The organism is Rathayibacter sp. VKM Ac-2803 (assembly GCF_009807175.1).
Taxonomy (GTDB): domain Bacteria; phylum Actinomycetota; class Actinomycetes; order Actinomycetales; family Microbacteriaceae; genus Rathayibacter.
In genome coordinates this window covers 3,219,658-3,241,911 of the sequence record NZ_WUCD01000001.1, presented here as the reverse complement: position 1 = coordinate 3,241,911, position 22,254 = coordinate 3,219,658, and the positions used below count along the sequence as shown (strand labels likewise).

Genomic DNA, 22,254 nt, shown 5'->3' with positions numbered 1-22,254 from the left:
GGCCCGGATCCGAGTGCATCGGCGGGTCGCCATCGACTCGCTGACGGGTCAGAGCGGGATGTTGCCGTGCTTCTTCGCCGGGAGGTTCGCCCGCTTGGTCCGCAGCGCTCGGAGCGCCTTGATGACCGAGACGCGGGTCGCGGAGGGCTCGATCACTCCGTCGAGCTCACCGCGCTCCGCGGCCAGGAACGGGCTCGCGACGTTGTAGGTGTACTCGTTGGCGAGCCGGGTGCGGACGGCGGCGACGTCCTCGCCGGCCTCCTCCGCCTTGCGGATCTCACCGCGGTAGAGGATGTTGACGGCGCCCTGGCCGCCCATGACCGCGATCTCGGCGGTGGGCCAGGCGAGGTTGATGTCGGCGCCGAGCTGCTTCGAGCCCATCACGATGTACGCGCCGCCGTAGGCCTTGCGCAGGATGACGGTGACCAGCGGAACGGTGGCCTCGGCGTAGGCGTAGAGCAGCTTCGCGCCGCGGCGGATCACGCCGGTCCACTCCTGGTCGGTGCCGGGGAGGTAGCCGGGCACATCGACGAGGGTGAGGATCGGGACCGAGAACGCGTCGCAGAAGCGCACGAAGCGCGAGGCCTTCTCTCCCGCCTCGATGTTGAGGGTTCCGGCCATCGCGCTGGGCTGGTTGGCGATGATGCCCACCGAGCGCCCCTCGACGCGGCCGAAGCCGATCACGATGTTGGGCGCGAACAGCGGCTGCACCTCGAGGAAGTCGCCCTCGTCGACGATGTGCTCGATGACGGCGCGCATGTCGTAGGGCTGGTTCGGACTGTCGGGGATGACCGTGTCGAGGAAGCGGTCGGCGTCCGTCGTCTCGAGGTCGACCTCGTTGTCGAAGACCGGGGCGGGCGAGAGGTTGTTGTCGGGGAGGAAGGAGAGGAGCGTCCGCGCGTAGTCGAGCGCGTCGTTCTCGTCGCTCGCGAGGTAGTGCGAGACGCCCGAGATCTTGTTGTGGGTGAGCGCGCCGCCGAGCTCCTCCATGCCGACGTCCTCGCCGGTGACGGTCTTGATCACGTCGGGGCCGGTGACGAACATCTGGCTGGTCTTGTCGACCATGATCACGAAGTCGGTGAGGGCGGGGGAGTAGACCGCGCCGCCCGCCGCCGGGCCGCAGATGATCGAGATCTGCGGGATGACGCCGCTGGCCGCGGTGTTGCGGCGGAAGATCTCGCCGTACTTGCCCAGGGCGACGACGCCCTCCTGGATCCGCGCTCCGCCGGAGTCGAGGATGCCGATGATCGGGACGCCGGTCTTGAGCGCCAGGTCCATCACCTTGATGATCTTCTCGCCGGCGACCTCGCCGAGCGAGCCGCCGAAGATCGTGAAGTCCTGCGAGTAGACGGCCACCTGGCGGCCGTGGATGGTGCCGGTGCCCGTGACGACCGCGTCGCCGTAGGGCCGCTTCTTCTCCATGCCGAAGGCGTGGGTGCGGTGGCGCACGAACTCGTCCAGCTCGACGAACGAGCCCGGGTCGAGCAGAGTGTCGATCCGCTCGCGCGCCGTCATCTTGCCCTTGGCGTGCTGCTTCTCGATGGCGGCCTCGCCGCTCGCGGTGACCGCCTCGTGGTAGCGGGCCTTGAGATCCGCGATCTTCCCGGCGGTCGTGTAGAGATCGGGCGCGGGACGTTCGTTGTTCGCGGTCACTCGCTCACCCTACCGGCGGGGATGGGGCCACCCCCCTTGTCGGACGTGCACAGGGACAGGGGGTCCGCGCGAGAGGACCCGCACAAGCGGAGACGACCGCCGCCGGGTGCGAGCGGCTCCGAGCCGTCCGGGGATCGCGCCCGGTACCGTGGCCGCATGCAGCTCCCGCTCTCCCGGTCCGTCTCGCCCCGGCTCCTCCCGCTCGAGAGCGCCGGCTCGACGAACGACGAGCTGCGCGAGCGCGCGACGGCCGACCCCGCCGCCTGGCCGCACCTGTCGGTCGTCGTCACCGACGACCAGCGCGCCGGCCGCGGGCGTCTCAGCCGCGTCTGGCAGGCGCCGCCCGGGCGGACCCTGGCGGCGTCGACCCTCGTCGACGCGGCGGCCCTGTCCGCAGTCGCCCTCGGCTGGCTCCCGCTGCTCGCCGGAACCGCGCTCGCCCGAGCGCTCGCGCCGCTCGTCGACGTCGCCGTCTCGGTCAAGTGGCCCAACGACGTCCTGCTCGACGGCCGCAAGGTCGCGGGGATCCTCGCCGAGCGGCTCCCCGACGGGCGGGTGATCGTCGGGACGGGGGTGAACCTCCTCCTCGACGCCGAGGAGCTCCCGGTGCCGACGGCGACCTCGCTCGCGCTCGTCGGAGCCCGGACCACCGACGCGGACGCCGTGCTCTCGGCGTTCCTCACCGAGTTCGAGGCGCTGCTCGCTCCGCTCCTCTCTCTCGGCGACGCCGAGGCGGCCGGCTCCGCCGCGGCCGTGCGCGCCTCGTGCGGCACCCTCGGAGCCGCGGTCCGCGTCGAGCTCCCCGACGGCAGCACCGCCGAGGGCACGGCGGTCGACCTCGACGCTGACGGGCGCCTCGTCGTCGAGCAGGGCGGGGAGCGCCGCTCGTTCTCCGCGGGCGACGTCACGCACCTCCGGCAGTGACGGGTCGCCGATGACGCGCGATCAGGGGCGCGAGCTCGCCCGCCTCACGCCGCGGGCCCGCACGGCGTTCGCGCCGGTCGTCGGCTTCCTCCTGCTGACCTGGTCGGGCTTCTACTTCGCCGCTCAGTTCGAACTCGAGCTGCAGCGCTGGATCATCGCGCTGGGCACCGCGGTCCTCGTGCTGCTGCTCTGCGCACCCAGTGCCGCCCGCTGGGCGGGGATCCGCTACCGGATCTCGGAGCACGGTCTCCGCGCGCGTCGCGGGCTCTTCCGCGTGCGCCGGGCCGAGCTGGACTTCGACCCGCGGATGACCGTGACCGTCAGCCGGAGCCTCTCGCAGCGGATCGCGCGCTGCGCCGACGTCGCGATCGAGCAGGGCGGCGCGGAGGTGTTCGTCCTGCGCGACCTCCCCGACCCCGAGCTGGCCGCCGAGGTCCTCCGCGAGGCCATCGCCGCCGCCCCGGCTCCGGAATGGCCGGACCCCGTCGGCCCTGAGTGAGTGGCACGCCCTAGCATGGAGCCGCCCGGGGGCCCGGGCGGAGAGGGAGGAACGCCATGCGCGTCGGCGTGATCGGAGGCGGCCAGCTCGCCCGGATGATGATCCCCGCGGCGGTCGAGCTCGGCATCGAGATCGCCGTCCTGGCCGAGGGCGAGGGCGCCTCGGCGCAGCTCGCCGCGACCGTGGTCGGCGACTACCGCGACGAGGCGACGGTGCTCGCCTTCGCCGAGACGGTCGACGTCGTGACGTTCGACCACGAGCACGTGCCGCAGCCGATCCTCCGCGAGCTCGTCGCCCGGGGAGTCGCCGTGCACCCCGGCCCCGACGCCCTGCTCTACGCGCAGGACAAGCTGCTCATGCGCCGCCGCCTCAGCGACCTCGGCATCCCGGTGCCCGACTGGGCCGAGGTGTCGAGCTCGGACGAGCTCGCCGCGTTCCTCGAGGACCACGGCGGTCGCGCGGTCGTGAAGACGGCTCGCGGAGGCTACGACGGCAAGGGCGTGCGCGTGGTGCACGGAGCTCACGAGGCCGACGACTGGTTCCAGGCGCTCGCCGAGGACGGCCGTGGCGGAGCACTGCTGGTCGAGGAGCTCGTCGACTTCCGCCGCGAGCTCGCCCAGCTGGTGGCACGGCGCCCCTCCGGCGAGACGATCCTCTGGCCGGTCGTCGAGTCGGTCCAGCGCGACGGAGTCTGCGCCGAGGTGTTCGCACCGGCCCCCGCCTCCGCCGGCCGCGTCGCCGCCGCGGCGGCCGAGATCGCCGAGACGATCGCCGAGCGGCTGGGTGTCACCGGGGTGCTCGCCGTCGAGCTCTTCGAGACGACGGACGACCGGATCCTGGTCAATGAGCTGGCGATGCGACCGCACAACAGCGGGCACTGGACGATGGACGGCTCGACCACCTCGCAGTTCGAGCAGCACCTGCGCGCGGTGCTCGACCTGCCCCTCGGGGCGACCGGCTGCCGCGACCCGTGGACGGTCATGGTGAACGTGCTCGGCGGACCGGTGGGGGAGTCTCTGACCGACCGCTACCCCCGCGTCCTGGCCCAGCACCCGGCCGTCAAGGTGCACAACTACGGCAAGGAGCCGCGCCCCGGCCGCAAGGTCGGCCACGTGAACGCGACGGGCGACGAGCTCGAGCTGGTGGTCTACGAGGCGCGTGCCGCGGCGGCCGTTCTCACGGACTGACCCTTAGCATGGGGCGGTGACGAGCCAGACGACCACCCCCGCCCGCCCCCTCGGAGACCTCTCGTGAGCGGGCGGGTCGGCGAGGGCACGCCGCTGGTGGGCCTGGTGATGGGATCGGACTCCGACTGGTCGGTCATGCAGGCCGCCTCCGCGACCCTCACGGAGTTCGGGGTCGCGCACGAGGTCGGCGTGGTGTCGGCGCACCGCACCCCGCAGGCGATGATCGACTACGGCCGCGGCGCGCACGCCCGCGGGCTGAAGGTCGTGATCGCCGGCGCCGGCGGAGCAGCCCACCTCCCCGGCATGCTCGCGGCCGTCACCTCCCTGCCGGTGATCGGCGTCCCGGTGCCCCTCGCGCGCCTCGACGGTCTCGACTCCCTCCTCTCGATCGTGCAGATGCCGTCGGGAGTGCCCGTGGCCACCGTCTCGATCGGCGGTGCCCGCAACGCGGCGCTGCTCGCGGTGAAGATCCTCGCGACCGCCGACCCGGCGCTGACGGCTCGGCTCGACGCCTTCGCGGCCGACCTCGAGAGCCAGGTCGCCGCCAAGGACGCCGCACTGGTGGCCGGCCTGTGACGGCGATGACGCTGCCGCTGCGTCATCCGGACGTCCGCTCGCGCTCGTTCATGACGCGGCGCGCGTGGTGGCTGCTCCTGGGCAACTTCCTCGTCCCCGGCTCCGCGCAGGTGCTCGCGGGCAACCGCCGCCTCGGGCGCCTCGGCCTCGGCTTCACCCTCGGACTGTGGATCGCGCTGCTCGTCGCGGTCGTCCTCTACATCGTCTTCCCGACCGGTCTCTACACGCTGGTCACCTTCGATCTGTCGATGCTGGCGCTGCAGGCGGCGCTGGTCGTCTACGGCGTCGTCTGGCTGGTGCTCACCCTCGACACCCTCCGGCTGATCCGCGTGGTGCGGGTCCGGCCGAGGATGCGCGGCGTGCTCGCCTTCGCCACGATCGCGCTGATGGCCGTCTCGGTCGGCACGGCCGGTTACGGCACGTACCTCGTCGGAGTCACGCGCGGCACGCTCTCGTCGATCTTCGGCGGCGGAGCGATCGAGGCGCCCATCGACGGCCGCTACAACGTGATGCTGCTCGGCGGCGACGCGGGCGAGGACCGCGACGGCCTGCGCCCCGACAGCATCTCGGTCGTCAGCATCGACGCGTCCAGCGGCGAGGCCTCGATCATCGGAGTGTCGCGCGAGTTCGTCGACTTCCCGTTCCCCGAGGACAGCCCGATGCACGAGCTGTACCCCGACGGCTACAACACCGACAACTGCAACGTCGACGTCTGCAAACTCAACTCGGTCTACACCGAGGTCGAGCTGAAGGACTCGGACCTCTACCCCGAGGCGGTCGCGGACGGCAGCGAGCCCGGCATCGAGGCCACCCGGGACGCGGTCGAGGGGATCCTCGGGCTGAAGATCCAGTACTACGCGCTGATCGACATGGAGGGCTTCGCCCAGCTCATCGACGCGCTCGGCGGCATCGACGTCGACTACCAGGGCACCGAGCCGCTGCCCCTCGGCGGGCTCCCCGACTCCGACGGCGAGATGCAGGGCGTCAACCAGTGGATCGACCCGGGCCAGTACCACTTCAACGGCGAGCAGGCGCTCGCCTACGCGCGCTCGAGGTACACCACGAGCGACTACGACCGCATGGCGCGGCAGCGGCAGGTCCAGGAGGCGCTGCTCGCGCAGTTCGAGCCGGCCAACGTCCTCTCGAAGTTCCAGGACGTGGCCTCGGCCGGGTCGCAGGTGATCAAGACCGACGTGCCGCAGGGGATGCTCGGTTACTTCGTGCAGCTCGGGCTCAAGACCAAGTCGCAGCCGGTGCAGGCGATCGAGCTGGTGCCGCCGGCCGTCGATCCCGAGGATCCGGACTACGACGTCGTGCACTCGATGGTGCAGGACGGGCTGTTCCCCGACTCCGCCGCGCAGTAGCTCCTGCCGCCGCCGAGGGAGCCGGTTCCCGGTGAGAACCGGCTCCCCCGGACAGCGGCTACAGGTCCGCGTGCAGCGCCCAGACCCGCTCCGCGGAGTCGCGCCAGCTGAAGGCGCGGGAGCGGTCGCGGCCGGCGACGGCCAGGCGCTCGCGCAGTCCGGTGTCGCCGAGCACGCTGCTCATCGCGAGGGCGAGTCGCTCGGGATAGTCCTTCGCGTCGGCGCGCTCCACCGCGACTCCGGCGTCGGCGGCGACCTCGAGCAGGGCCGGGTCGTCCGAGTGCACGACCGGGACGCCGAAGTGCATGGCCTCGAGCACGGGGAGCCCGAAGCCCTCGGCGATGCTGGGATAGACGAAGAGGGTCGCCCGGTCGAGCACGACCGCGAGGTCGGCGTCGCTGAGCACGCCGAGCGCGCGCACCCGGTGCTCGTCGAGGCCCTGCTCGTCGGCGACGGAGGCGATGTCGAGCTCGCCCCATCCCGTCGGCCCGACGATCAGCAGCGGGATCTCGGGCGCGGACGCCCCGCCGAACGCCGTGATCAGCGAGACGAGGCCCTTGCGCGGCTCCAGGGTGCCGACGCTCAGCACGTACTCGTCGGGCAGCGCGAGGGCCTCGGCCCGGGCGTCGGCGTCGTCGGGCAGCACGAGCGAGGAGCCGACCGCGCCGCCGATGACGCGCAGCCGGTCGCCGAAGTCGAGCACCTGCGAGAGCTGATGGGCGACCGCGTGGGTCGGCACGACGACGGCGTCGGCGAACTTGCGGGCCCGCTTCGCCATCGCGCGGTGCCACTTCGCTCCGTGCGGGGTCAGGGTCTCCGGATGCGTCCACGGCACTGTGTCGTGGATCGTGACCGCGATCTGCTCGCCCTCGCGACCCTCGTGACTGCGCAGCGGCGCGAACAGGCTGGGGGCGTGCATCATCCCGCCGCCGGTCGGGATGCCGATCCCGTACTGCCAGGCGCGCGAGAGCTCGCGGCGGCCGAGGTGCAGGCGGTGGATCCGGGCGAGACCGGGGAGGCGGAGCCGCAGCTCCTCCTCCTTCTCGGGCGGGTGGGCCGACACGACGGCCTCGACCTCGCAGTCGCGGGGTGCCGTGCTGATGAGCTCGCGCGTGAGCTCCTCGGTGTAGCGTCCGATGCCGCCCGGGACCCGGGCGAGCATCTGGTCGACCACGACGCGGAGGGTGGTCGTCACGGGGTCACGGCGTCGAGCGGCGCGGCGGCGAGGGCCTCCTGCCACGAGCGGAGCGGCGGCAGGCCGGCGGCCGCCCAGCCGTCGTGGCCGAGCACCGAGTAGGCGGGCCGCGGGGCGGGGCGGACGAAGCTGCCGCTGTCGGTCGGGCGGATCCGCTCGGGATCGAGACCCGCCTTCTCGAACACGGCGCGGGCGAAGCCCAGCCAGGTCGTCTCTCCGGCGTTGGTGCCGTGGTAGACGCCCGCGGGTGCTCCCGAGTCGACGAGGGCGACGAGCCGCTCGGCGAGATCGCCCGTCCAGGTGGGCTGGCCGCGCTGGTCGTCGACCACCGAGAGGGTCTCGTGCGAGCCGGCCAGGCGCACCATGGTCTTCGCGAAGTTCCCGCCGTGGGCGCCGTAGAGCCAGGCCGTGCGGACGACGTAGCCGCGGTCGGGGTTCGCCTCGAGGACGAGCTCCTCGCCCTCGGCCTTGGTGCGGCCGTACGCCGAGATCGGCTCGCGCGGGTGCGACTCGGCGTAGGGGCTCGTGGCGGAGCCGTCGAAGACGTAGTCGGTCGAGACCTGGACGATCGCCGCGCCCACCTCGGCCGCCGCGACGGCGAGGTTGCCGGCGCCGAGCGCGTTGACCCGGCGCGCCTGGGCCTCGTCGCTCTCGGCGTCGTCGACGCGCGTATAGGCGGCGCAGTTGAGCACGGCGTCGTGGCCGGCGACCGCGGCGCGGACCGCGTCGAGGTCGGTGACGTCGAGGTCGCGGCGACCGAGCGCCGTGAAGGGGCGGTCGCCGAGTGCGGTGCGGAGGTCGGTGCCGAGCATGCCGGAGGCGCCCGTGATGAGGAAGGTCACTCCGACATCATGCCGGAGCCCCGTCGGCGGCGGGCGGTGCCGCACCGGCCCCCGGTGACGGCGCCGGACACGCTCTCGTTACACTGGCGACCGTGCAGATCAGAGAGCTCGGTATCCCCGACGTCTACGAAGTCACTCCGCGCCAGTTCCCCGATGATCGCGGGGTGTTCTACGAGTTCTACCGCTTCGATCATCTCGCCGAGAAGGTGGGCCACCCGCTGGAGCTCCGGCAGGGCAACACCTCGGTGTCCAAGCGCGGCACCGTGCGCGGCATCCACTTCGCGCAGATCCCGCCGTCGCAGGCGAAGTACGTGTCGTGCTTCTCGGGCGCGGTGCTCGACTACGTGATCGACGTGCGCGTCGGCTCGCCGACGTTCGGCCAGTGGGAGTCGATCCTGCTCGACGACGTCGACCGCCGCTCCGTCTACATCGCCGAGGGCATCGCCCACGCGTTCGTGGCGCTGACGGAGGGTGCGGTCGTCTCCTATCTCGTCAACGCGACCTTCGACCCGGTGCGCGAGAAGGGCATCGACCCGCTCGACGAGCAGATCGGCCTGCGCTTCCCGGAGGAGGCCGGCGAGCTGCTGCTCTCGCCGAAGGACACCGACGCGCCGACCCTGGCCGAGGCCGAGGCGGCGGGCATCCTGCCGACCTGGGACGAGGCCCGCGCGTTCTACGCCGAGCTCGACGGGGCCTCCTCGTGAAGGGGATCATCCTGGCGGGTGGTTCGGGGTCGCGGTTGTGGCCGATCACGAAGGGCATCTCGAAGCAGTTGATGCCGATCTACGACAAGCCGATGGTGTACTACCCGCTGTCGACGCTGATGATGGCGGGCATCGATGAGGTGCTGGTGATCACGACTCCCGAGTACAACGACCAGTTCCGCGCCCTGTTGGGCGACGGGTCGTCTCTGGGCATGTCGATCTCGTATGCGGTGCAGGAGTCGCCGGACGGGTTGGCGCAGGCGTTCCTGATCGGTGAGGAGTTCATCGGGGACGACTCGGTCGCGCTGGTGCTGGGGGACAACATCTTCCACGGGTCCGCGTTGGGGACGGCTCTGGCGGCGAACACGGACATCGAGGGTGCGGTGATCTTCGCGTACCAGGTCGCGGATCCGCGGGCGTACGGGGTGGTGGAGTTCGATGGGGAGTTCCGTGCTCTGTCGATCGAGGAGAAGCCGGAGAGACCGAAGAGCAACTACGCGGTGCCGGGGCTGTACTTCTACGACAACGCGGTCGTGGGGTATGCGAAGACGATCGAGCCGTCGGCGCGGGGGGAGCTGGAGATCTCGACGATCAACGAGCGGTACCTCGAGGCGGGCACGTTGAACGTGCAGGTCCTGGATCGGGGGACGGCGTGGCTGGACACGGGGACGTTCGACTCGATGATCGAGGCGACGGAGTTCGTGCGGGTGATCGAGCAGCGTCAGGGCTTCAAGATCGGCTGCATCGAGGAGATCGCCTGGCGCCACGGCTGGATCGACGACACCCAGCTCGCGACCCTCGCCGCACCCCTGGTCAAGAGCGGCTACGGCGCCTACCTCAACCGACTCCTCGAACTCGGTCGCTGATCCGTCAGCGGTGCGGGCGGAGCCGCATCAGGGTCACTCGCGCGCCGAGCCCGACCCGCACGGCCGCCCGCACCGGAGCCTGGTACCAGGCGCCGTACTTCTGCGCGAGGTAGAGGTAGGCGCTGCGGTGGTGCACCGCGAGCATCCGCGCCGATGCCAGGCGCGTCGAGTGCCCGCCGAGGTGCGAGACGACCGCGTCGGCGAGGTACACGTTCGACCAGCCGAGCCGGCCGAGCGAGTCGCCCAGCTGGACGTCCTCGAAGTACATGAAGTACCGCTCGTCGAAGCCGCCGATCTGCTCGAACGCGGTCCGGCGCACCATCACGCAGGCTCCCGAGAGCCAGCCCGCCGTCATGCTGCCGCGCTCGAGCGTCTCGACCGCGCGCGAGCGGCGGTAGGTGGCCGACCACGGGTTGCCGGGCCAGACGTGGGCGAGCAGGGCGTGGCCGATGCCGGTGCCGAGCGACGGCAGCGCCCGCGCCGAGGGGTAGATGCTGCCGTCGGAGTCGAGGATGCGCGGGCCGATCGAGCCGATGCCCGCGTCGGCGGTGGCCGCGGCGTACAGGGCGTCGATCGAGCCGGGGAGGAACACCGTGTCGGGGTTCGTCACCAGGATCCACTCGAACTCCGGTCCGAGCCGGCCGACGGCGTAGTTGACCGCCCTGCCGTAGCCGAGGTTCTCGCCCGTCTCGTGGAAGACCACGTGGGGCAGCCGCTCGACCACGGTGCGCACCGAGTCGTCAGTGGTCGCGTTGTCGACGACCACGACGCGGACGTCGTGCTCGGTCGCCTCCGGGATCGACTCGAGGCAGGCGCGGAGCACCTCGCCCGAGAAGTGGGTGACGACGACGACCGCGATGGGCAACGTCGAGCGGGCGATGAGAGCCTCCGGGGATACGCGTCGACGGAGGAGCCCGTCGGAAGAACTCGACGAGGCTAGCACGCGGCTCGCGATGGCCCGAGGAGGCTCAGCGCACCGTGTCCAGGGGCTCGGTGCTGACGGCGACGGCGGCGGGAGAGAGGGTCTCGCCGACCGAGAGGGCCTCGACCGCCGGGGTCTTGAAGACGACGAACTTGTACATGCAGAAGTTCCAGACAAGGCCGACGAACACGGCGGCCGCCTTGGCGACGTTGATCGCGAGGAAGGCGTTCTCGCCCGCACTCGGCAGGAACAGCAGCGAGGTGCCGAACCGGGTGTCGAAGAACACCTCGAAGCCGTAGATGATCAACGACTGCAGCACGAGCGAGCTGAAGCCCGTCACGGCGAAGAACTTCGCGAAGGTCCGGAACGAGGGCCGGCCCTCGTGCCGGAACACGAAGTAGTGGTTGAGCCCGTACGACACCGTGATGCCCACCAGGACCGAGAAGACGTTGGCCAGCAGGGTCGGCAGGCCGACCAGCAGCGACAGCGCGTTCAGGATCAGGAAGTCGAGGGCCGTGTTCAGAGATCCCGCCACCATGAATCGAACTGTCTGCGACTGCAGCCAACGTGGCACAGGTGCTCCTCCGCGTGGTCCCGACGGCACCCGGTCGGGCGCGGTGATGCCGAAGTTACCGCCCCCACCTGGGGTACAGCCTGCAAGGTGGGTGCCGGTTCTCAGGAGCAGGACCGCCGACGTTCAGCCGATGGACACCCTGCAGACGGTGAAGCGGCTCAGGGGACGAAGAGCAGGTAGCGCTTCGCCGGGTCCTCGCTCGTGAGCGACGGGGTCGCGGAGTCGGTGACGGCGCCGACGAGGGTCGACCAGGCCTGCGGGTCGTCGGGGTAGGCGGCCGTGTCGACCAGGATCGCGCAGGCACCGGAGTCGCGGAACTCCTGGGCGAAGCCCTCGGGCGTCGTCGCGCCGTTCCACTCGTCCCCGGCCACGGTGCCGCGGACGGCGCCGTAGCTGAAGCGCAGGTCGTCGTCGGTGCTGTAGACGTACGGCAGGCCCTCGTCGTAGTCGCCCATGCCGCCGATCGGGCCCGTCTCGGGGAACCCCTTGAACGGGAGCTGCGCGACACCGCAGCCCTCGGGCAGCTCCTGGTCCATCGTGGTCGTGAACTGGCGGAGGATCGAGTCGTCCGTCGGGTCGATCGGGACCGCCGCATTCACGCCCGCGAGCTGATCGACCGCCGCGATGACCGAGATCAGCGCGAGCGTCGGCACGAGCGCACGCAGCCGCTTCGCGAGCATGTCGATGAGGACGGCCAGGGCGCCCAGGGCGAGGAAGTCGATGACGATCGCCAGCCGCGACCACACGCGGATCTCGGGGCTGACGTAGTACGCGAGCATCGTGCCGAGGCCGCCGACGATGAAGAACAGCAGAGCGAAGACGAAGGCGACCGTGAGCGCGCCGACGCGGGGGTCGTCGAGGAAGCGCAGGTACGCGGGCTGCACGTCGCGGCGTCGGAGCGACGAGCCGGCGAGCATGCGGATCAGGACGACGACCAGGACGAGCACGATGGCGAGCAGGGCGATGACGGAGGTCGACGGGTTCTCGCCGGTCGTCACGAGCTGCGTCTCGCTCTGGTAGTCCCTCGCGAGGTCCCGGAGGAACGGGACACCGCTCGTGGTCGAGGGCAGCAGCAGCTGCTGCAGCTTCCCGCCGTAGTACTCCGACTCCTGCGGCGTGCGGCCGGAGAAGTACTTGGTGTACCGCTCGCCGAAGTCGAGGGACAGCAGCGCGACCTGCGCGAGGATCAGCACCCCGAGCGATCCGAGGGTGAACGTCGGCCAGGCGAGGTCGCGCAGCGGGCGCCGCCGGAGCAGCGTCACGACGACGGAGACCGCCCACGTGGTGCCGAGGACGATCGCGCCGAACACGTAGTAGTACGAGACCGTCCAGGCGACTCCGGCGGACAGCCCCACCAGCAGTGCGGCGGTGACGAGCCGGCGCCGACGAGCGGAGGAGATCCCCGAGACGACGCGCGCCACCGGATCGGTGGCGGGACCCGCGACGACGAGCACCAGGATCCCGATCAGCGGGACCGACCAGTAGTTCGCCAGGAACGGGTGCCCGTAGTCGATGCGGACGAAGTGGTAGGGGAGGACGGCGCCGATGACTCCGAAGACCGTGGCGATCGCCGGGCGGACCCGCAGCGCCCGGAAGAAGAGGTACGCGGTGGCGCCGATGCCGGCGAATCCCGCCAGGTAGTACAGGTTGAGCACCCAGATGCCGTTCGGCACGAAGGGGCCGGCCATCGCGACGAAGAGCGCCGACCACGGGTCGAACAGCGGCGAGAACAGGAGGTTCTGCGAGGCGGGGAAGCCGAGCTGCGTGTTCGGGAAGTAGGGGAAGACGTCCTGAGCGCTTCCGAAGATCGTGTAGTGCAGGATCTGGTCGTTGCCGCCGGCCGTCCACCGCAGGGCGAGGTCCGAAGGCGAGATGCGCAGGGCGAGGACGCCGAGCACCGTCGCGATCACCGCGGTCAGCGCGGTCCGGCCGAGCTCCACCAGCATCCGACGCCGCGTCGACCGGGGCTGCTCGCGATCGGCGCCCGCGGCGGTAGCGGGGCGGTCGGCGGCCCGGGTGTCGTGTGCCATGCTCGTGCGCGTCTCCTGTCGGGGGTCCTCGGCGCAGGCGGCCGGAGGGGCGATCGGGGATCGCGCGGGTCAGCATACGACACGCCCTCTCCGGACCGGGTGACGCCCCGACGCGGCGCGCCCTCCGCCTGGGAATCGCGTCCGCGCGGCACGGTCCCGGCGGCGGACGAGGGCGGCGCTGGTAGCCTTCCACCGCTTCCACCGGCGGACGGTGCTCGTTCCCGCGACGAAATCGGATACAGATGCTCTCCCTCGCAATAGTCACGCCCACCTACAACGAGGCCGCCAACATCGGCGAGCTCCTGCGTCGGATCGCGGCCGTCGCTGCGCTCGAGCCGGGCACGCGCATCCGCTCGGTGATCGTGGACGACTCGTCCCCCGACGGCACGGCCGAGCGGGCGCGGGTGCTGGGCGCCGAGCTCGCGACGCCGGACTTCTCGGTCGAGGTCCTCGAGCGAGCGACGAAGGAGGGCCTCGGCGCCGCGTACATCTGGGCGTTCCGGCGGATCCTCGAGGGCGAGGACGCCCCCGAGTACGTGCTCCAGATGGATGCCGATCTCTCGCACGACCCGAAGTACCTCCGCGACTTCCTGCGCGAGGTCCGGAACGGGGCCGACTTCGTCGTGGCGTCGCGGTACATCCCGGGCGGCGGGACACCCGACTGGACCTGGGACCGCAAGCTCCTCAGCCGTGGCGGCAACATCTACACCCGCCTGCTCCTGGGCTCGCGGCTGACCGACTGGACGGGCGGCTACAACCTCTTCAGCACCGAGCTGCTGCACCGGATCTCCTTCGAGACCGTCGATGCCACGGGGTACGGCTTCCAGATCGCCCTCAAGCACCGCACGCTCGCGGCGGCGAGGCGCATGCGCGAGATCCCCATCGTCTTCCTCGACCGCACGGAGGGGACCTCGAAGATCCCGGGTAACACCCTGCTGCGCAACCTGCTCCTGGTCCTGCGCATCCGCGCCGGTCGGAGCGGCGGGCGATGACCTCGACGGTCGCACCGACGGCGCGGGGGCGCTGGAACGCGATCGGCCGCGAGGCCGCGGGGCTCCTGCTCGTTCTCGCCGCCACGCTCCTGGTCCTCTGGCGGCTCTCGAGTACTCCGTGGTGGACCTATCTGCTCTCGGAGGGCGACTCGCTCGCCCTCCCGCTGCTCGTCGAGTCGGTGCAGCGGGGCGAGCCGATGCAGTGGGTCATGACGAGCCAGCTCCTGGTGTTCCCGGAGCTGCCGCTCTACCTCGTGAGCCTCGTGCTCGCCGGCGGGGGATCGGCAGGGTCGCTCGTCGCGAGCGCCTTCGTCAACGTCGCCGTGCTCTACCTCGCGCTGCGCTGGCTCGCGGCGAGCGTGCTCGCCGGCCGGTCGCCGCTCCGCCGCGTCGCCGCCGCGACCGTCGCGACCGTCGTCGTGCTCCTCCTCGTCGCCACCGAGGGCCGCGGGATGATCAACGGCGGAGCGTTCGCCAGCGGGATCCTGTTCACCACCTACTACTCGGGGGTCGTGCTCGCGGGCCTCGTCGTGCTCGCCCTGATGGGCCGGGCGACGGGCGGGTTCGACCCGGCGCGTCCTCCGAGCCGCCGTCGGCTGCTCCTCTCCCTCGTGGGCATCGCCGCCGTCTCGGCGGGAACGACTCTCTCGAACCCCCTGTTCGCCCTGCAGTTCACGGCCCCGGCGGTCGCCTCGCTGCTCGTCGTGCTCGTGCTGCGGCGGATGGCCTGGCGCCGCGTGGCCGTGCTGTCGGCGGTCCTCGTCGTCTCGGCCGCGGTCGGCCTGGCGGCACGGGGACTGCTGATCAGGTTCGTCGCCGTCGACGCCTCGACCTACCTCCACCTCGAGCGCGCCGGAACGGCGGTCGACGGCTTCATCCTGCAGATGCGCGAGGTCGGGGCCGCGCGGTCGGGCAAGCTCGAGATCCTCGTCGTCGCGTGCCTCCTCCTCGCGGCGGCGGTCACCCTGGTCGTCGCGGTCGCCACCCAGGTGCGCCCGGAGCGGGCACGGCAGGTGCGCGATGCGAGCGTGGTGCTCGCCACGTTCGTCCTGGTCGCCGCCGCCTCCCTCCTGATCGGACTGATCATCACGGGGAGCCTCGTGAGCCGGTACCTGCTGCCTCTGGCGGTCTTCCCGGTGCTGATGATCGTGCCGCTGGCGGGGCTGCGCCTGCCGCGCTCCGTCGCCGAGCGGCTCCCGGCACCGGTGGCCGGAACCGCCGTGAGATGGGGGGCGATCGCCGGGGTCGTCGCCGTGGTCGGGGTCTCGATCGCCGTCGCGCTCCCTCCGGTGCGGGCCGCCGCGGCGACCGCCGGCAGCACCGCCGACCGCGCCTGCCTCGAGAGCTGGATCGCCGGGCGCGAGGTCTCGGGCGTCGGCTCGTTCTGGAGCACGCGCGCCCTCGAGCTCTACGGGGACGAGGAGGTGGACGTGCAGCAGGTCAACTTCGACTTCAGCGTCCAGCTCTGGATGAACAACGCGGCGTCGTACCGGGACACGACCTTCAGCTACGTGCTGGCCGACCGCGATCCCGACTGGGCCGCGCTCGCGATCGCCCAGCTGGGCGAGCCGCGCGAGATCACCGCATGCCCGACCTTCGACGTCTACGACTACGCGGGCACCCCCGGGGAGGCCGTGCTCAACGAGCGGGTCGCCGCGAGCCTCGCCGCAGAGAGTGCCGCGCATGGCTTCTGAGCCCGGTGCCCGCACGAGACGCCGCCGCCGCCTCGCGCTCGAGCTCGGCTGGGCGGGCGCGGCGGCCGTCGTCAGCACCCTCGCCGCCGCTCTCGCGCTGAGGGTGACGCCAGACGCTCTCACCGAGCGCTGGCAGCTCGGCGGCGACGACCAGATCCTGCACTACCTGCTCTTCCGCAGCGCGACGCAGAGCTTCCCGTTCTCCGAGAACGGCGCGCTCGGCTTCCCCGACGGCTTCAACGCGTTCTTCACCGCGCAGTTCGACATCGCCTCCGCCCTGCTCGCCGCGGCGCTGGCGCTCGTCGTCCACGACGGCTTCGTGCTGCTCAACCTCTTCTACCTGCTGACCTTCGCGCTCGTCGCGCTCACCGGCTACGCCTTCTTCCGCTGCCTCCGCACGCCACCGTGGACGGCGGCCCTCACAGCGATCCTCTTCAGCCTCGCTCCCTACCACTTCCTCCGGCTGGGGGCGGGCCACGCTTTCCTCGCCAACTACTGGGCGATCCCGCTGCTGGGGATCCTGGTGCTCGCGGTCGCAGGCGAGCGCACGGACCCCTTCCGTGCGTGGATCGCGCGCGGGGCGACGAGGCGCGCTCGACTGCTGCGCGGTGCGGTGCCGGTCGTCGTGCTGCCGCTCCTGATCGCGAGCTCGGGCGGCTACTACTACGTCTTCAGCCTCCTCGTGCTCGCCGGGGCGTGGCTCCTGGGGTCGCTCGCCGCGGTCGCGACCGGCGCGAGAATCCGCGAGGCCCTCGTGCGCGCGCTGCCGCTCGTCTCCCTCGGGGTGCTGGTCGGCGTCGAGCTGCTGCTGCTCGGCGGCGGGTACGGGGAGCGGTCGGAGCGCTACTTCGAGAGCCGGGGACCGGGGGAGTCGGAGACCTTCGGCGGCAAGATCCTGACGCTGTTCCTGCCGTGGCAGGGCACCCAGGTGCCCAAGATCGGCGCGCTGACGAACATGTACGAGAACGCGGCGGCCGTCGCGAAGGCCACCGAGCCGCCCGGCATGCCGCTGATCGGCATCGCCGGACTCTGCGTCCTCCTGATCGCGCTGCCCCTGGTGGGTCTGGCGGGCGGTCGCGCTCTCCGCGCCACGGCACTCGGGCGACTGGTGTCCGACGAGCGCATCCGCGTGCTGGCCGTGGCGACCCTGTGGACGCTCCTCTTCTACGTCATCACCGGATTCGGCATGGCCGTCGCCGTGTTCGCCAGCACGACCGTGCGGGCGTGGTCCCGCCTGTCCATCGTCCTCGTGCTCTTCGCGCTCGGAGCCGTGGCCGTCGTTCTGGCGCGCGTCTCGGGCCGTCGGCTGCGGGCCGTCGTCGTCGCGGCCGTGATCGTCGTCGCCGTCGCCGACCAGCTCGCGGGAGTGGCGCGGTTCGTTCCGCTCGCGCCGACCGAGGACGCGGAGATGGTCGCGCTCGTCGACCAGGTCGAGCAGGCCCTGCCGGACGACTGCGGAGTGGTGCAGCTGCCGATCAAGAGCTTCCCGGACAGCGGGCGCATCGGCGCGATGGCCGACTACGACGAGGCGCTGCCCTACCTCTACACCGAGGAGGGGCAGCTGGAGTGGAGCTACGGGTCGATCAGCGGGACCAGCGGCTTCGAGGTCTTCGGCGACGCCGACACGCCCCAGGAGTTCGCCTCGGCCGTCGAGTCGAGCGGCGCGTGCGCGATCTACGTCGACACCGCCGCCTACACGGAGCAGGTCGGCGCCTGGCAGGACGACGTGGTCGCCGCGAGCGGTTCGCTGACCCCGCTCGCCGCGTCGTCGTCCGGTCGCTGGCTGGTGTTCGCCGTCGTCCGCTGACGCGGCCGGCGATCAGCCGACCAGGAAGAGCTCGTACCGTCCGTCCTCGGAGTCGAGCGCGGGCGCGTCGGCGTCGCTGACCTCGTCGACGAGGGGCTGCCAGCCGCCGACGTCCTCGGTGTACGCGCTCAGGTCGACCAGCACCGCGCAGGCGCCCGACTCCTGGACCTCGTCGCCGAAGACGGCCGGGGTGGTCGCGTCGTTCCACTCGTCGGCGCCGCGCGTGCCCACGACGGCTCCGTAGCTCCAGCGCAGATCGTCGCGCGAGCTGTAGATGTAGGGAAGGCTCTCGTCGTAGTCGCCCATCGCTCCGATCGCCCCCGTCTCGGGGAAGTCCTTCAGCGGCAGCTGCACGATGCCGCAGTCCTCGGGGAGCGTGTCGTCCACCTCCGCCGAGAACTCCCTCAGCGCCGTGTCGGGGGCGGGTCCGAGCGGCAGGGCCGCACTCACGCCTCCGAGCTGATCGACGAGGGCGACGGCGGCGACGAGCGCCAGCACGACGATGCGGACGACGCGCTTGCGGACGAGGGACTCCAGCGCGATCGCGGCGACGCCGAGGGCGAAGAGGGAGAGCACGATCGAGAACCGCGACCAGGCGCGGATCTCGGGGGAGGCGTAGTAGGCCAGGAGCGCCCCGAGCCCTGCGGTCGTGAAGAAGAGGAGGGCCACGACGAAGGCGCCCGACATCGCGCCGACCCGCTCGTCGGAGAGGAGCGCGGGCGTCGCCTCCTCCCCGCCGCGGGTGCGGAGGCGAGGAGCGAGCAGCCTGGCGAGGACGACGACGACGATCACCACGTAGGCGATCGACACGACGACGGCGGTGCTCGCGCTCTCGGAGGTCTGCAGGATCCCCGTGGTGTCGGCGTAGTCCTGCGCCAGCGACGCGAGGGGCGCGAACCCGCTCGAGCGCGCGGGGAGCAGGAGGTCCATGATCTTCCCGCCGTAGAACTCCGACTCCTGCGGGGTCCGGCCCGCGAAGTACTTCGCGTAGCGCTCGCCGAGGTCGAGCGACAGGATGGCGAGCTGCGCGCCGATCGAGGCGAGGAGCACGCCGACGGTCACGGTCGGCCACAGCATCGACCGCCATGAGCGGGTCGCTGCGGCGACGATGACGCGGACGAACCACACCGCCCCGACGACGAGGGCGGCGAAGACGAAGTAGTAAGACTGCGTGAAGGCGGTGGCCCAGCACAGCGCGAGGATCGGGACGAGGCGCCGGGCGAGCCGCATCCGCCTGCCGGCGCCCGCTTCGATCCACTCGCCGAACGGATCGGCACGACCGCCCGCGACGACGAGCACGAGCAGCCCGAGGAGCGGGACGGCCCAGTAGTTCGCCAGGAACGGGTGCCCGAGCGCGAGCTGCACGAAGTGGTACGGCAGCACGGCGAAGACGACCGCGACCACGAACGAGGTCGAGCGGTGCAGCCGCAGACCGCGGAAGAAGAGGAACGCCGTGAAGGCCGTGCCGACGAAGGCGAGGAGGTTGTAGACGTTCAGCGCCCAGACGCCGTCGGGGAGGACGAGCGCCAGCGCCGAGACCAGGACGGCCGACCACGGATCGAAGAGCGGCGCGAAGAAGAGGTTCTGCGAGGCGGGGAAGCCGAGCTCGTCGTTGGGGAGGAACGGGAAGACCTGCGAGGCGCTGGTGAAGATGGAGTAGTGCAGGATCTGGTCGGCGCCCCCGGTCGCCCAGCGCAGCCCGAGATCGGCCGGCGAGACGCGCCACGCGAGGACGGCGAGAAGCGCACTGAGCAGCCCGGCTGCGAGGGCCAGGGCGGCCTCGATGCCGAGGAACCGCCATGGCGCGACACCGCGGATCCCGGTGGCGGCAGGAGGAGCGGACGGGGATGGCGAGGTCATGCTCGTTCTTTTCGTTCGGTTCGGAGCGGTCGGGAATCGCAGCGTCCTCAGATCCCTTCCGAAGTGGCCGGCGCGACCGACCCCATCACGGCGGCCACAACCCTAGACCATCGGTCGAGGCGGCTCCGCGCGGCACGCGTTCGACCGGTCGGGCCCCGTGCTACTGTCGTCCGGTTCTCGCACCGGCGAGCGACCGAATGCACCGGAAGGCCGAAGCACCATGAGCAGACGATTCCTCGTCGCCGGAGGGGCCGGGTTCCTCGGTTCGAACCTGACCGCCGAGATCCTGCGTCGGGGCGACTCGGTCGTCGTGCTCGACAACCTGATCACCGGCTCCACGCGGAACATCGGCGAGTTCCTCAGCCACCCGTCCTTCACCTTCGTCGAGGACGACGCCGAGAAGGCCGCCGCGATCCCCGGCCGCTTCGATGTGGTGCTGCACTTCGCGTCTCCCGCGTCGCCTCCGCGCTACCTCGCGCACCCGATCGAGACCCTGCACGCCGGCTCCTCCGTGACCGAGGCGCTTCTCGAGGTCGCCAAGCGCGACGGCGCCCGCTTCGTCGTGTCCTCCACCTCGGAGGTGTACGGCGACCCCGCCGTGCACCCGCAGACGGAGGAGTACTGGGGCAACGTGAATCCGAACGGCCCTCGCAGCGTCTACGACGAGGCCAAGCGCTACGCGGAGGCGATCACCTTCGCGTACCGCCGCTACTTCGGGGTCGACACCGGGGTCATCCGGATCTTCAACACCTACGGCCCGAACATGGACATCGACGACGGCCGCGCCGTGCCCGCGTTCGTGAAGGCGGCCCTGGCGGGGCTGCCGATCCCGATGCACGGCGACGGCACGCAGACCCGCTCCCTCCTCTACGTCGACGATCTCGTCGACGCGATCCTGCGGATGGCCGACTCCGACGACTCCGGCCCGATCAACCTCGGCAGCGTCGACGAGCTCGAGCTGGGCGAGATCGCCCGCCGCATCGTGGCGATCATCGGCAGCGACTCCGAGATCCGCTACGAGGCGCGCCCGATCGACGACCCCGAGCGGCGCAAGCCCGACATCAGCAAGGCCCGCGAGATCCTCGGCTGGGAGCCGACCGTGTCCGTCGAGGACGGCCTCGCACGGACCATCGCGTGGTTCGAGTCCACCATCGTCACCGCTGCGCCGTAGAGCGCCGCGCACCGACGACGCCGCAGCGACCACACCCGTAGAAAGAGACCCGCGACCCGTGAAGCTCTCCATCCTCATGCCCGTCTACAACGAGCAGGCGACGCTCCAGAAGGCCGTCGACCGCGTTCTCGCGATCCGGTTCCAGGAGGGCGTCGAGATCGAGTTCGTGATCGTCAACGACGGCAGCAGGGACCGCACGAAGCAGATCCTCGACGCGCTCGAGGACCCGCGGATCCGCGTGTTCCACCAGAGCGTCAACCAGGGCAAGGGCGCGGCGATCAGCCGGGCCGTCCAGGAGGCGACCGGCGACTACGTCATCATCTGCGACGCCGACGAGGAGTACCGGCCCAGCGAGATCCCGTCTCTGCTGCAGCCCGTCCTCGACGGCGACGCCGAGCTCGTCTACGGCAGCCGCACCTTCGGCAGCCACACGTCGTTCTCGTACTGGTACGTCATCGGCAACAAGGGCGTGAACCTCGTCACGAACATCCTCTTCAACGCCTACATCTCGGACGTCGAGACCTGCTTCAAGCTGATGCCGCTCGCGCTCTACCGCTCGCTGGACATCAAGGAGAAGGGCTTCGGCATGGAGGCGGAGGTCACCGCCAAGCTCCTCGCCCGCGGACACCGCCCCTACGAGGTCCCGATCAGCTACAAGGCCCGCACCCGCGAGGAGGGCAAGAAGATCACCGTCAAGGACGGCTTCGAGGCCCTCTGGATCCTCGCGAAGATCCGCGTGCGCGAGGGCTCGCGCACCCGCCCGCCAAAGACCTCCTGAGATGAGCGGAGCCGAGACGGGCGCCACCGCTCGACCGGGTCTCGTGGCCCGGGGCAAGGCCGTCTACCGCGGTCTGATCGCCTACGCCCTCAAGTTCGGGGTGGTCGGCGTCCTCGGGCTCGTCGTCGACATCACCGTCTTCAACCTGCTGCGCCTCAGCGGCGAGCATCTCCTCTCGGGTCCGATCGGCGCCAAGGTCGTGGCCGTGGCGGCGGCGACGGTGGTGACCTGGTTCGGCAACCGCTACTGGACCTTCCGGGAGCACCGGCGCTCGAACTACCTGCTCGAGCTCGCCGAGTTCGCGACCGTCGCCGTCGCCGGCATGGCGGTCAACCTGCTCCCGCTCTACATCTCGCACTACGTCCTGGGCTTCGACAACCTCGTCGCCGACAACATCTCGGCGAACGTCATCGGGCTCGGTCTCGCGACCGGCTTCCGCTTCGTGCTCTACCGCTACTGGGTCTTCGGGCACCACCGCTCGGGCGGGGTCGTCGAGGCGCGGGAGGCCGAGATCGCCGCGGCGGCGATCTTCGAGGACGACGTGGCGGCGGTCAACGACACGGCGCCGATCCGCCGCCCGGAGTGACGCGACCGGGCACCGCCCGCACCTCCGATT

At 71.2% G+C, this 22,254-nt stretch carries 20 protein-coding genes; 13 read left to right on the top strand and 7 right to left on the bottom strand.

What is annotated here, in order from left to right; genetic code table 11:
• Positions 1 to 48 precede the first annotated feature (48 nt).
• Positions 49 to 1,653 carry an acyl-CoA carboxylase subunit beta gene (locus GRS96_RS15115; protein ID WP_159856710.1) on the bottom strand — a complete coding sequence of 535 codons (1,605 nt, stop codon included), beginning with the start codon at positions 1,651 to 1,653 and terminating at the stop codon, positions 49 to 51.
• A gap of 156 nt (positions 1,654 to 1,809) precedes the next feature.
• Here GRS96_RS15115 and GRS96_RS15110 point away from each other — a divergent pair, with 156 nt between their 5' ends.
• From GRS96_RS15110 to GRS96_RS15090, 5 genes are all read left to right on the top strand, one after another.
• On the top strand, positions 1,810 to 2,577 hold the full coding sequence (locus GRS96_RS15110; RefSeq protein ID WP_159988874.1) for a biotin--[acetyl-CoA-carboxylase] ligase: 768 nt from the start codon (positions 1,810 to 1,812) through the stop codon (positions 2,575 to 2,577).
• Positions 2,578 to 2,587: 10 nt separating this feature from the next.
• Complete coding sequence (locus tag GRS96_RS15105) at positions 2,588 to 3,076, top strand: PH domain-containing protein (protein WP_159988873.1); 489 nt, start codon at positions 2,588 to 2,590, stop codon at positions 3,074 to 3,076.
• 56 nt (positions 3,077 to 3,132) lie between these two features.
• Positions 3,133 to 4,263 carry a 5-(carboxyamino)imidazole ribonucleotide synthase gene (locus GRS96_RS15100; RefSeq protein ID WP_204162096.1) on the top strand — a complete coding sequence of 377 codons (1,131 nt, stop codon included), beginning with the start codon at positions 3,133 to 3,135 and terminating at the stop codon, positions 4,261 to 4,263.
• Positions 4,264 to 4,371: 108 nt separating this feature from the next.
• The gene (purE, locus tag GRS96_RS15095) at positions 4,372 to 4,839 is read left to right on the top strand and encodes a 5-(carboxyamino)imidazole ribonucleotide mutase (protein WP_159856976.1); all 468 of its coding nucleotides are present in this window, start codon (positions 4,372 to 4,374) and stop codon (positions 4,837 to 4,839) included.
• A gap of 5 nt (positions 4,840 to 4,844) precedes the next feature.
• Positions 4,845 to 6,203 carry an LCP family protein gene (locus GRS96_RS15090; RefSeq protein ID WP_159989349.1) on the top strand — a complete coding sequence of 453 codons (1,359 nt, stop codon included), beginning with the start codon at positions 4,845 to 4,847 and terminating at the stop codon, positions 6,201 to 6,203.
• Between the two features lie 58 nt (positions 6,204 to 6,261).
• On the opposite strand, the gene GRS96_RS15085 is transcribed toward GRS96_RS15090, so the two are convergent.
• The gene (locus GRS96_RS15085; RefSeq protein WP_236553639.1) at positions 6,262 to 7,398 is read right to left on the bottom strand and encodes a glycosyltransferase family 4 protein; all 1,137 of its coding nucleotides are present in this window, start codon (positions 7,396 to 7,398) and stop codon (positions 6,262 to 6,264) included.
• Positions 7,395 to 8,240, bottom strand: coding sequence for a dTDP-4-dehydrorhamnose reductase (gene rfbD / locus GRS96_RS15080; RefSeq protein WP_159988872.1), 846 nt, complete (start codon positions 8,238 to 8,240; stop codon positions 7,395 to 7,397). Before rfbD ends, GRS96_RS15085 begins: the two co-directional genes overlap by 4 nt.
• Positions 8,241 to 8,332: 92 nt before the next feature.
• Between rfbD and GRS96_RS15075 the strand changes: the two genes are divergently transcribed.
• Both GRS96_RS15075 and rfbA read left to right on the top strand, forming a co-directional pair.
• Positions 8,333 to 8,944, top strand: a complete 612-nt coding sequence (locus GRS96_RS15075; protein ID WP_159856692.1) for a dTDP-4-dehydrorhamnose 3,5-epimerase family protein — start codon at positions 8,333 to 8,335, stop codon at positions 8,942 to 8,944.
• On the top strand, positions 8,941 to 9,810 hold the full coding sequence (gene rfbA / locus GRS96_RS15070; RefSeq protein WP_159988871.1) for a glucose-1-phosphate thymidylyltransferase RfbA: 870 nt from the start codon (positions 8,941 to 8,943) through the stop codon (positions 9,808 to 9,810). Before GRS96_RS15075 ends, rfbA begins: the two co-directional genes overlap by 4 nt.
• A gap of 4 nt (positions 9,811 to 9,814) precedes the next feature.
• Here the strand turns inward: rfbA and GRS96_RS15065 are convergent, their stop codons facing one another.
• From GRS96_RS15065 to GRS96_RS15055, 3 genes are all read right to left on the bottom strand, one after another.
• Positions 9,815 to 10,675, bottom strand: coding sequence for a glycosyltransferase family 2 protein (locus GRS96_RS15065; protein ID WP_236553638.1), 861 nt, complete (start codon positions 10,673 to 10,675; stop codon positions 9,815 to 9,817).
• A 103-nt stretch (positions 10,676 to 10,778) separates the two neighbouring features.
• Positions 10,779 to 11,270 (bottom strand): GtrA family protein, encoded by a 492-nt coding sequence (locus GRS96_RS15060; protein WP_159988870.1) that lies wholly within the window; start codon positions 11,268 to 11,270, stop codon positions 10,779 to 10,781.
• A gap of 194 nt (positions 11,271 to 11,464) precedes the next feature.
• Positions 11,465 to 13,336, bottom strand: coding sequence for a hypothetical protein (locus tag GRS96_RS15055; protein ID WP_159988869.1), 1,872 nt, complete (start codon positions 13,334 to 13,336; stop codon positions 11,465 to 11,467).
• Positions 13,337 to 13,578: 242 nt separating this feature from the next.
• Here GRS96_RS15055 and GRS96_RS15050 point away from each other — a divergent pair, with 242 nt between their 5' ends.
• From GRS96_RS15050 to GRS96_RS15040, 3 genes are read left to right on the top strand one after another with little or no spacing between them, the layout of a single operon-like run.
• Positions 13,579 to 14,328 (top strand): polyprenol monophosphomannose synthase, encoded by a 750-nt coding sequence (locus tag GRS96_RS15050; protein WP_159988868.1) that lies wholly within the window; start codon positions 13,579 to 13,581, stop codon positions 14,326 to 14,328.
• On the top strand, positions 14,325 to 16,022 hold the full coding sequence (locus tag GRS96_RS15045) for a hypothetical protein (RefSeq protein ID WP_159988867.1): 1,698 nt from the start codon (positions 14,325 to 14,327) through the stop codon (positions 16,020 to 16,022). The genes GRS96_RS15050 and GRS96_RS15045 overlap by 4 nt, the downstream gene beginning before the upstream one ends.
• Positions 16,012 to 17,829, top strand: a complete 1,818-nt coding sequence (locus GRS96_RS15040) for a hypothetical protein (RefSeq protein WP_159988866.1) — start codon at positions 16,012 to 16,014, stop codon at positions 17,827 to 17,829. Before GRS96_RS15045 ends, GRS96_RS15040 begins: the two co-directional genes overlap by 11 nt.
• A 12-nt stretch (positions 17,830 to 17,841) precedes the next feature.
• Here GRS96_RS15040 and GRS96_RS15035 read toward each other — a convergent pair whose 3' ends face one another.
• Entirely contained in the window at positions 17,842 to 19,689 is a 1,848-nt protein-coding gene (locus GRS96_RS15035; RefSeq protein WP_159856678.1) for a hypothetical protein, read from the bottom strand.
• 220 nt (positions 19,690 to 19,909) lie between these two features.
• Between GRS96_RS15035 and GRS96_RS15030 the strand changes: the two genes are divergently transcribed.
• Genes GRS96_RS15030 through GRS96_RS15020 form a run of 3 tightly spaced genes read left to right on the top strand, consistent with a single transcriptional unit; the run spans position 19,910 to position 22,224 of the window.
• A complete protein-coding gene (locus GRS96_RS15030; RefSeq protein WP_159856676.1) occupies positions 19,910 to 20,860 on the top strand; it encodes an NAD-dependent epimerase/dehydratase family protein in 951 nt (316 codons plus the stop codon).
• Positions 20,861 to 20,918: 58 nt separating this feature from the next.
• Entirely contained in the window at positions 20,919 to 21,638 is a 720-nt protein-coding gene (locus tag GRS96_RS15025) for a glycosyltransferase family 2 protein (RefSeq protein WP_159856674.1), read from the top strand.
• Between the two features lies 1 nt (position 21,639).
• Positions 21,640 to 22,224 (top strand): GtrA family protein, encoded by a 585-nt coding sequence (locus GRS96_RS15020; protein ID WP_159856672.1) that lies wholly within the window; start codon positions 21,640 to 21,642, stop codon positions 22,222 to 22,224.
• Positions 22,225 to 22,254 lie beyond the last annotated feature (30 nt).

Coding starts and splice junctions, on each gene's coding strand:
- GRS96_RS15110 (WP_159988874.1), top strand. CDS start 1,810: ATGCAGCTCCCGCTCTCCCGGTCCGTCTCGCCCCGGCTCCTCCCGCTC.
- GRS96_RS15105 (WP_159988873.1), top strand. CDS start 2,588: ATGACGCGCGATCAGGGGCGCGAGCTCGCCCGCCTCACGCCGCGGGCC.
- GRS96_RS15100 (WP_204162096.1), top strand. CDS start 3,133: ATGCGCGTCGGCGTGATCGGAGGCGGCCAGCTCGCCCGGATGATGATC.
- purE (WP_159856976.1), top strand. CDS start 4,372: ATGGGATCGGACTCCGACTGGTCGGTCATGCAGGCCGCCTCCGCGACC.
- GRS96_RS15090 (WP_159989349.1), top strand. CDS start 4,845: ATGACGCTGCCGCTGCGTCATCCGGACGTCCGCTCGCGCTCGTTCATG.
- GRS96_RS15060 (WP_159988870.1), bottom strand. CDS start 11,270: ATGGTGGCGGGATCTCTGAACACGGCCCTCGACTTCCTGATCCTGAAC.
- GRS96_RS15055 (WP_159988869.1), bottom strand. CDS start 13,336: ATGGCACACGACACCCGGGCCGCCGACCGCCCCGCTACCGCCGCGGGC.
- GRS96_RS15050 (WP_159988868.1), top strand. CDS start 13,579: ATGCTCTCCCTCGCAATAGTCACGCCCACCTACAACGAGGCCGCCAAC.
- GRS96_RS15045 (WP_159988867.1), top strand. CDS start 14,325: ATGACCTCGACGGTCGCACCGACGGCGCGGGGGCGCTGGAACGCGATC.
- GRS96_RS15040 (WP_159988866.1), top strand. CDS start 16,012: ATGGCTTCTGAGCCCGGTGCCCGCACGAGACGCCGCCGCCGCCTCGCG.
- GRS96_RS15035 (WP_159856678.1), bottom strand. CDS start 19,689: ATGACCTCGCCATCCCCGTCCGCTCCTCCTGCCGCCACCGGGATCCGC.
- GRS96_RS15030 (WP_159856676.1), top strand. CDS start 19,910: ATGAGCAGACGATTCCTCGTCGCCGGAGGGGCCGGGTTCCTCGGTTCG.
- GRS96_RS15020 (WP_159856672.1), top strand. CDS start 21,640: ATGAGCGGAGCCGAGACGGGCGCCACCGCTCGACCGGGTCTCGTGGCC.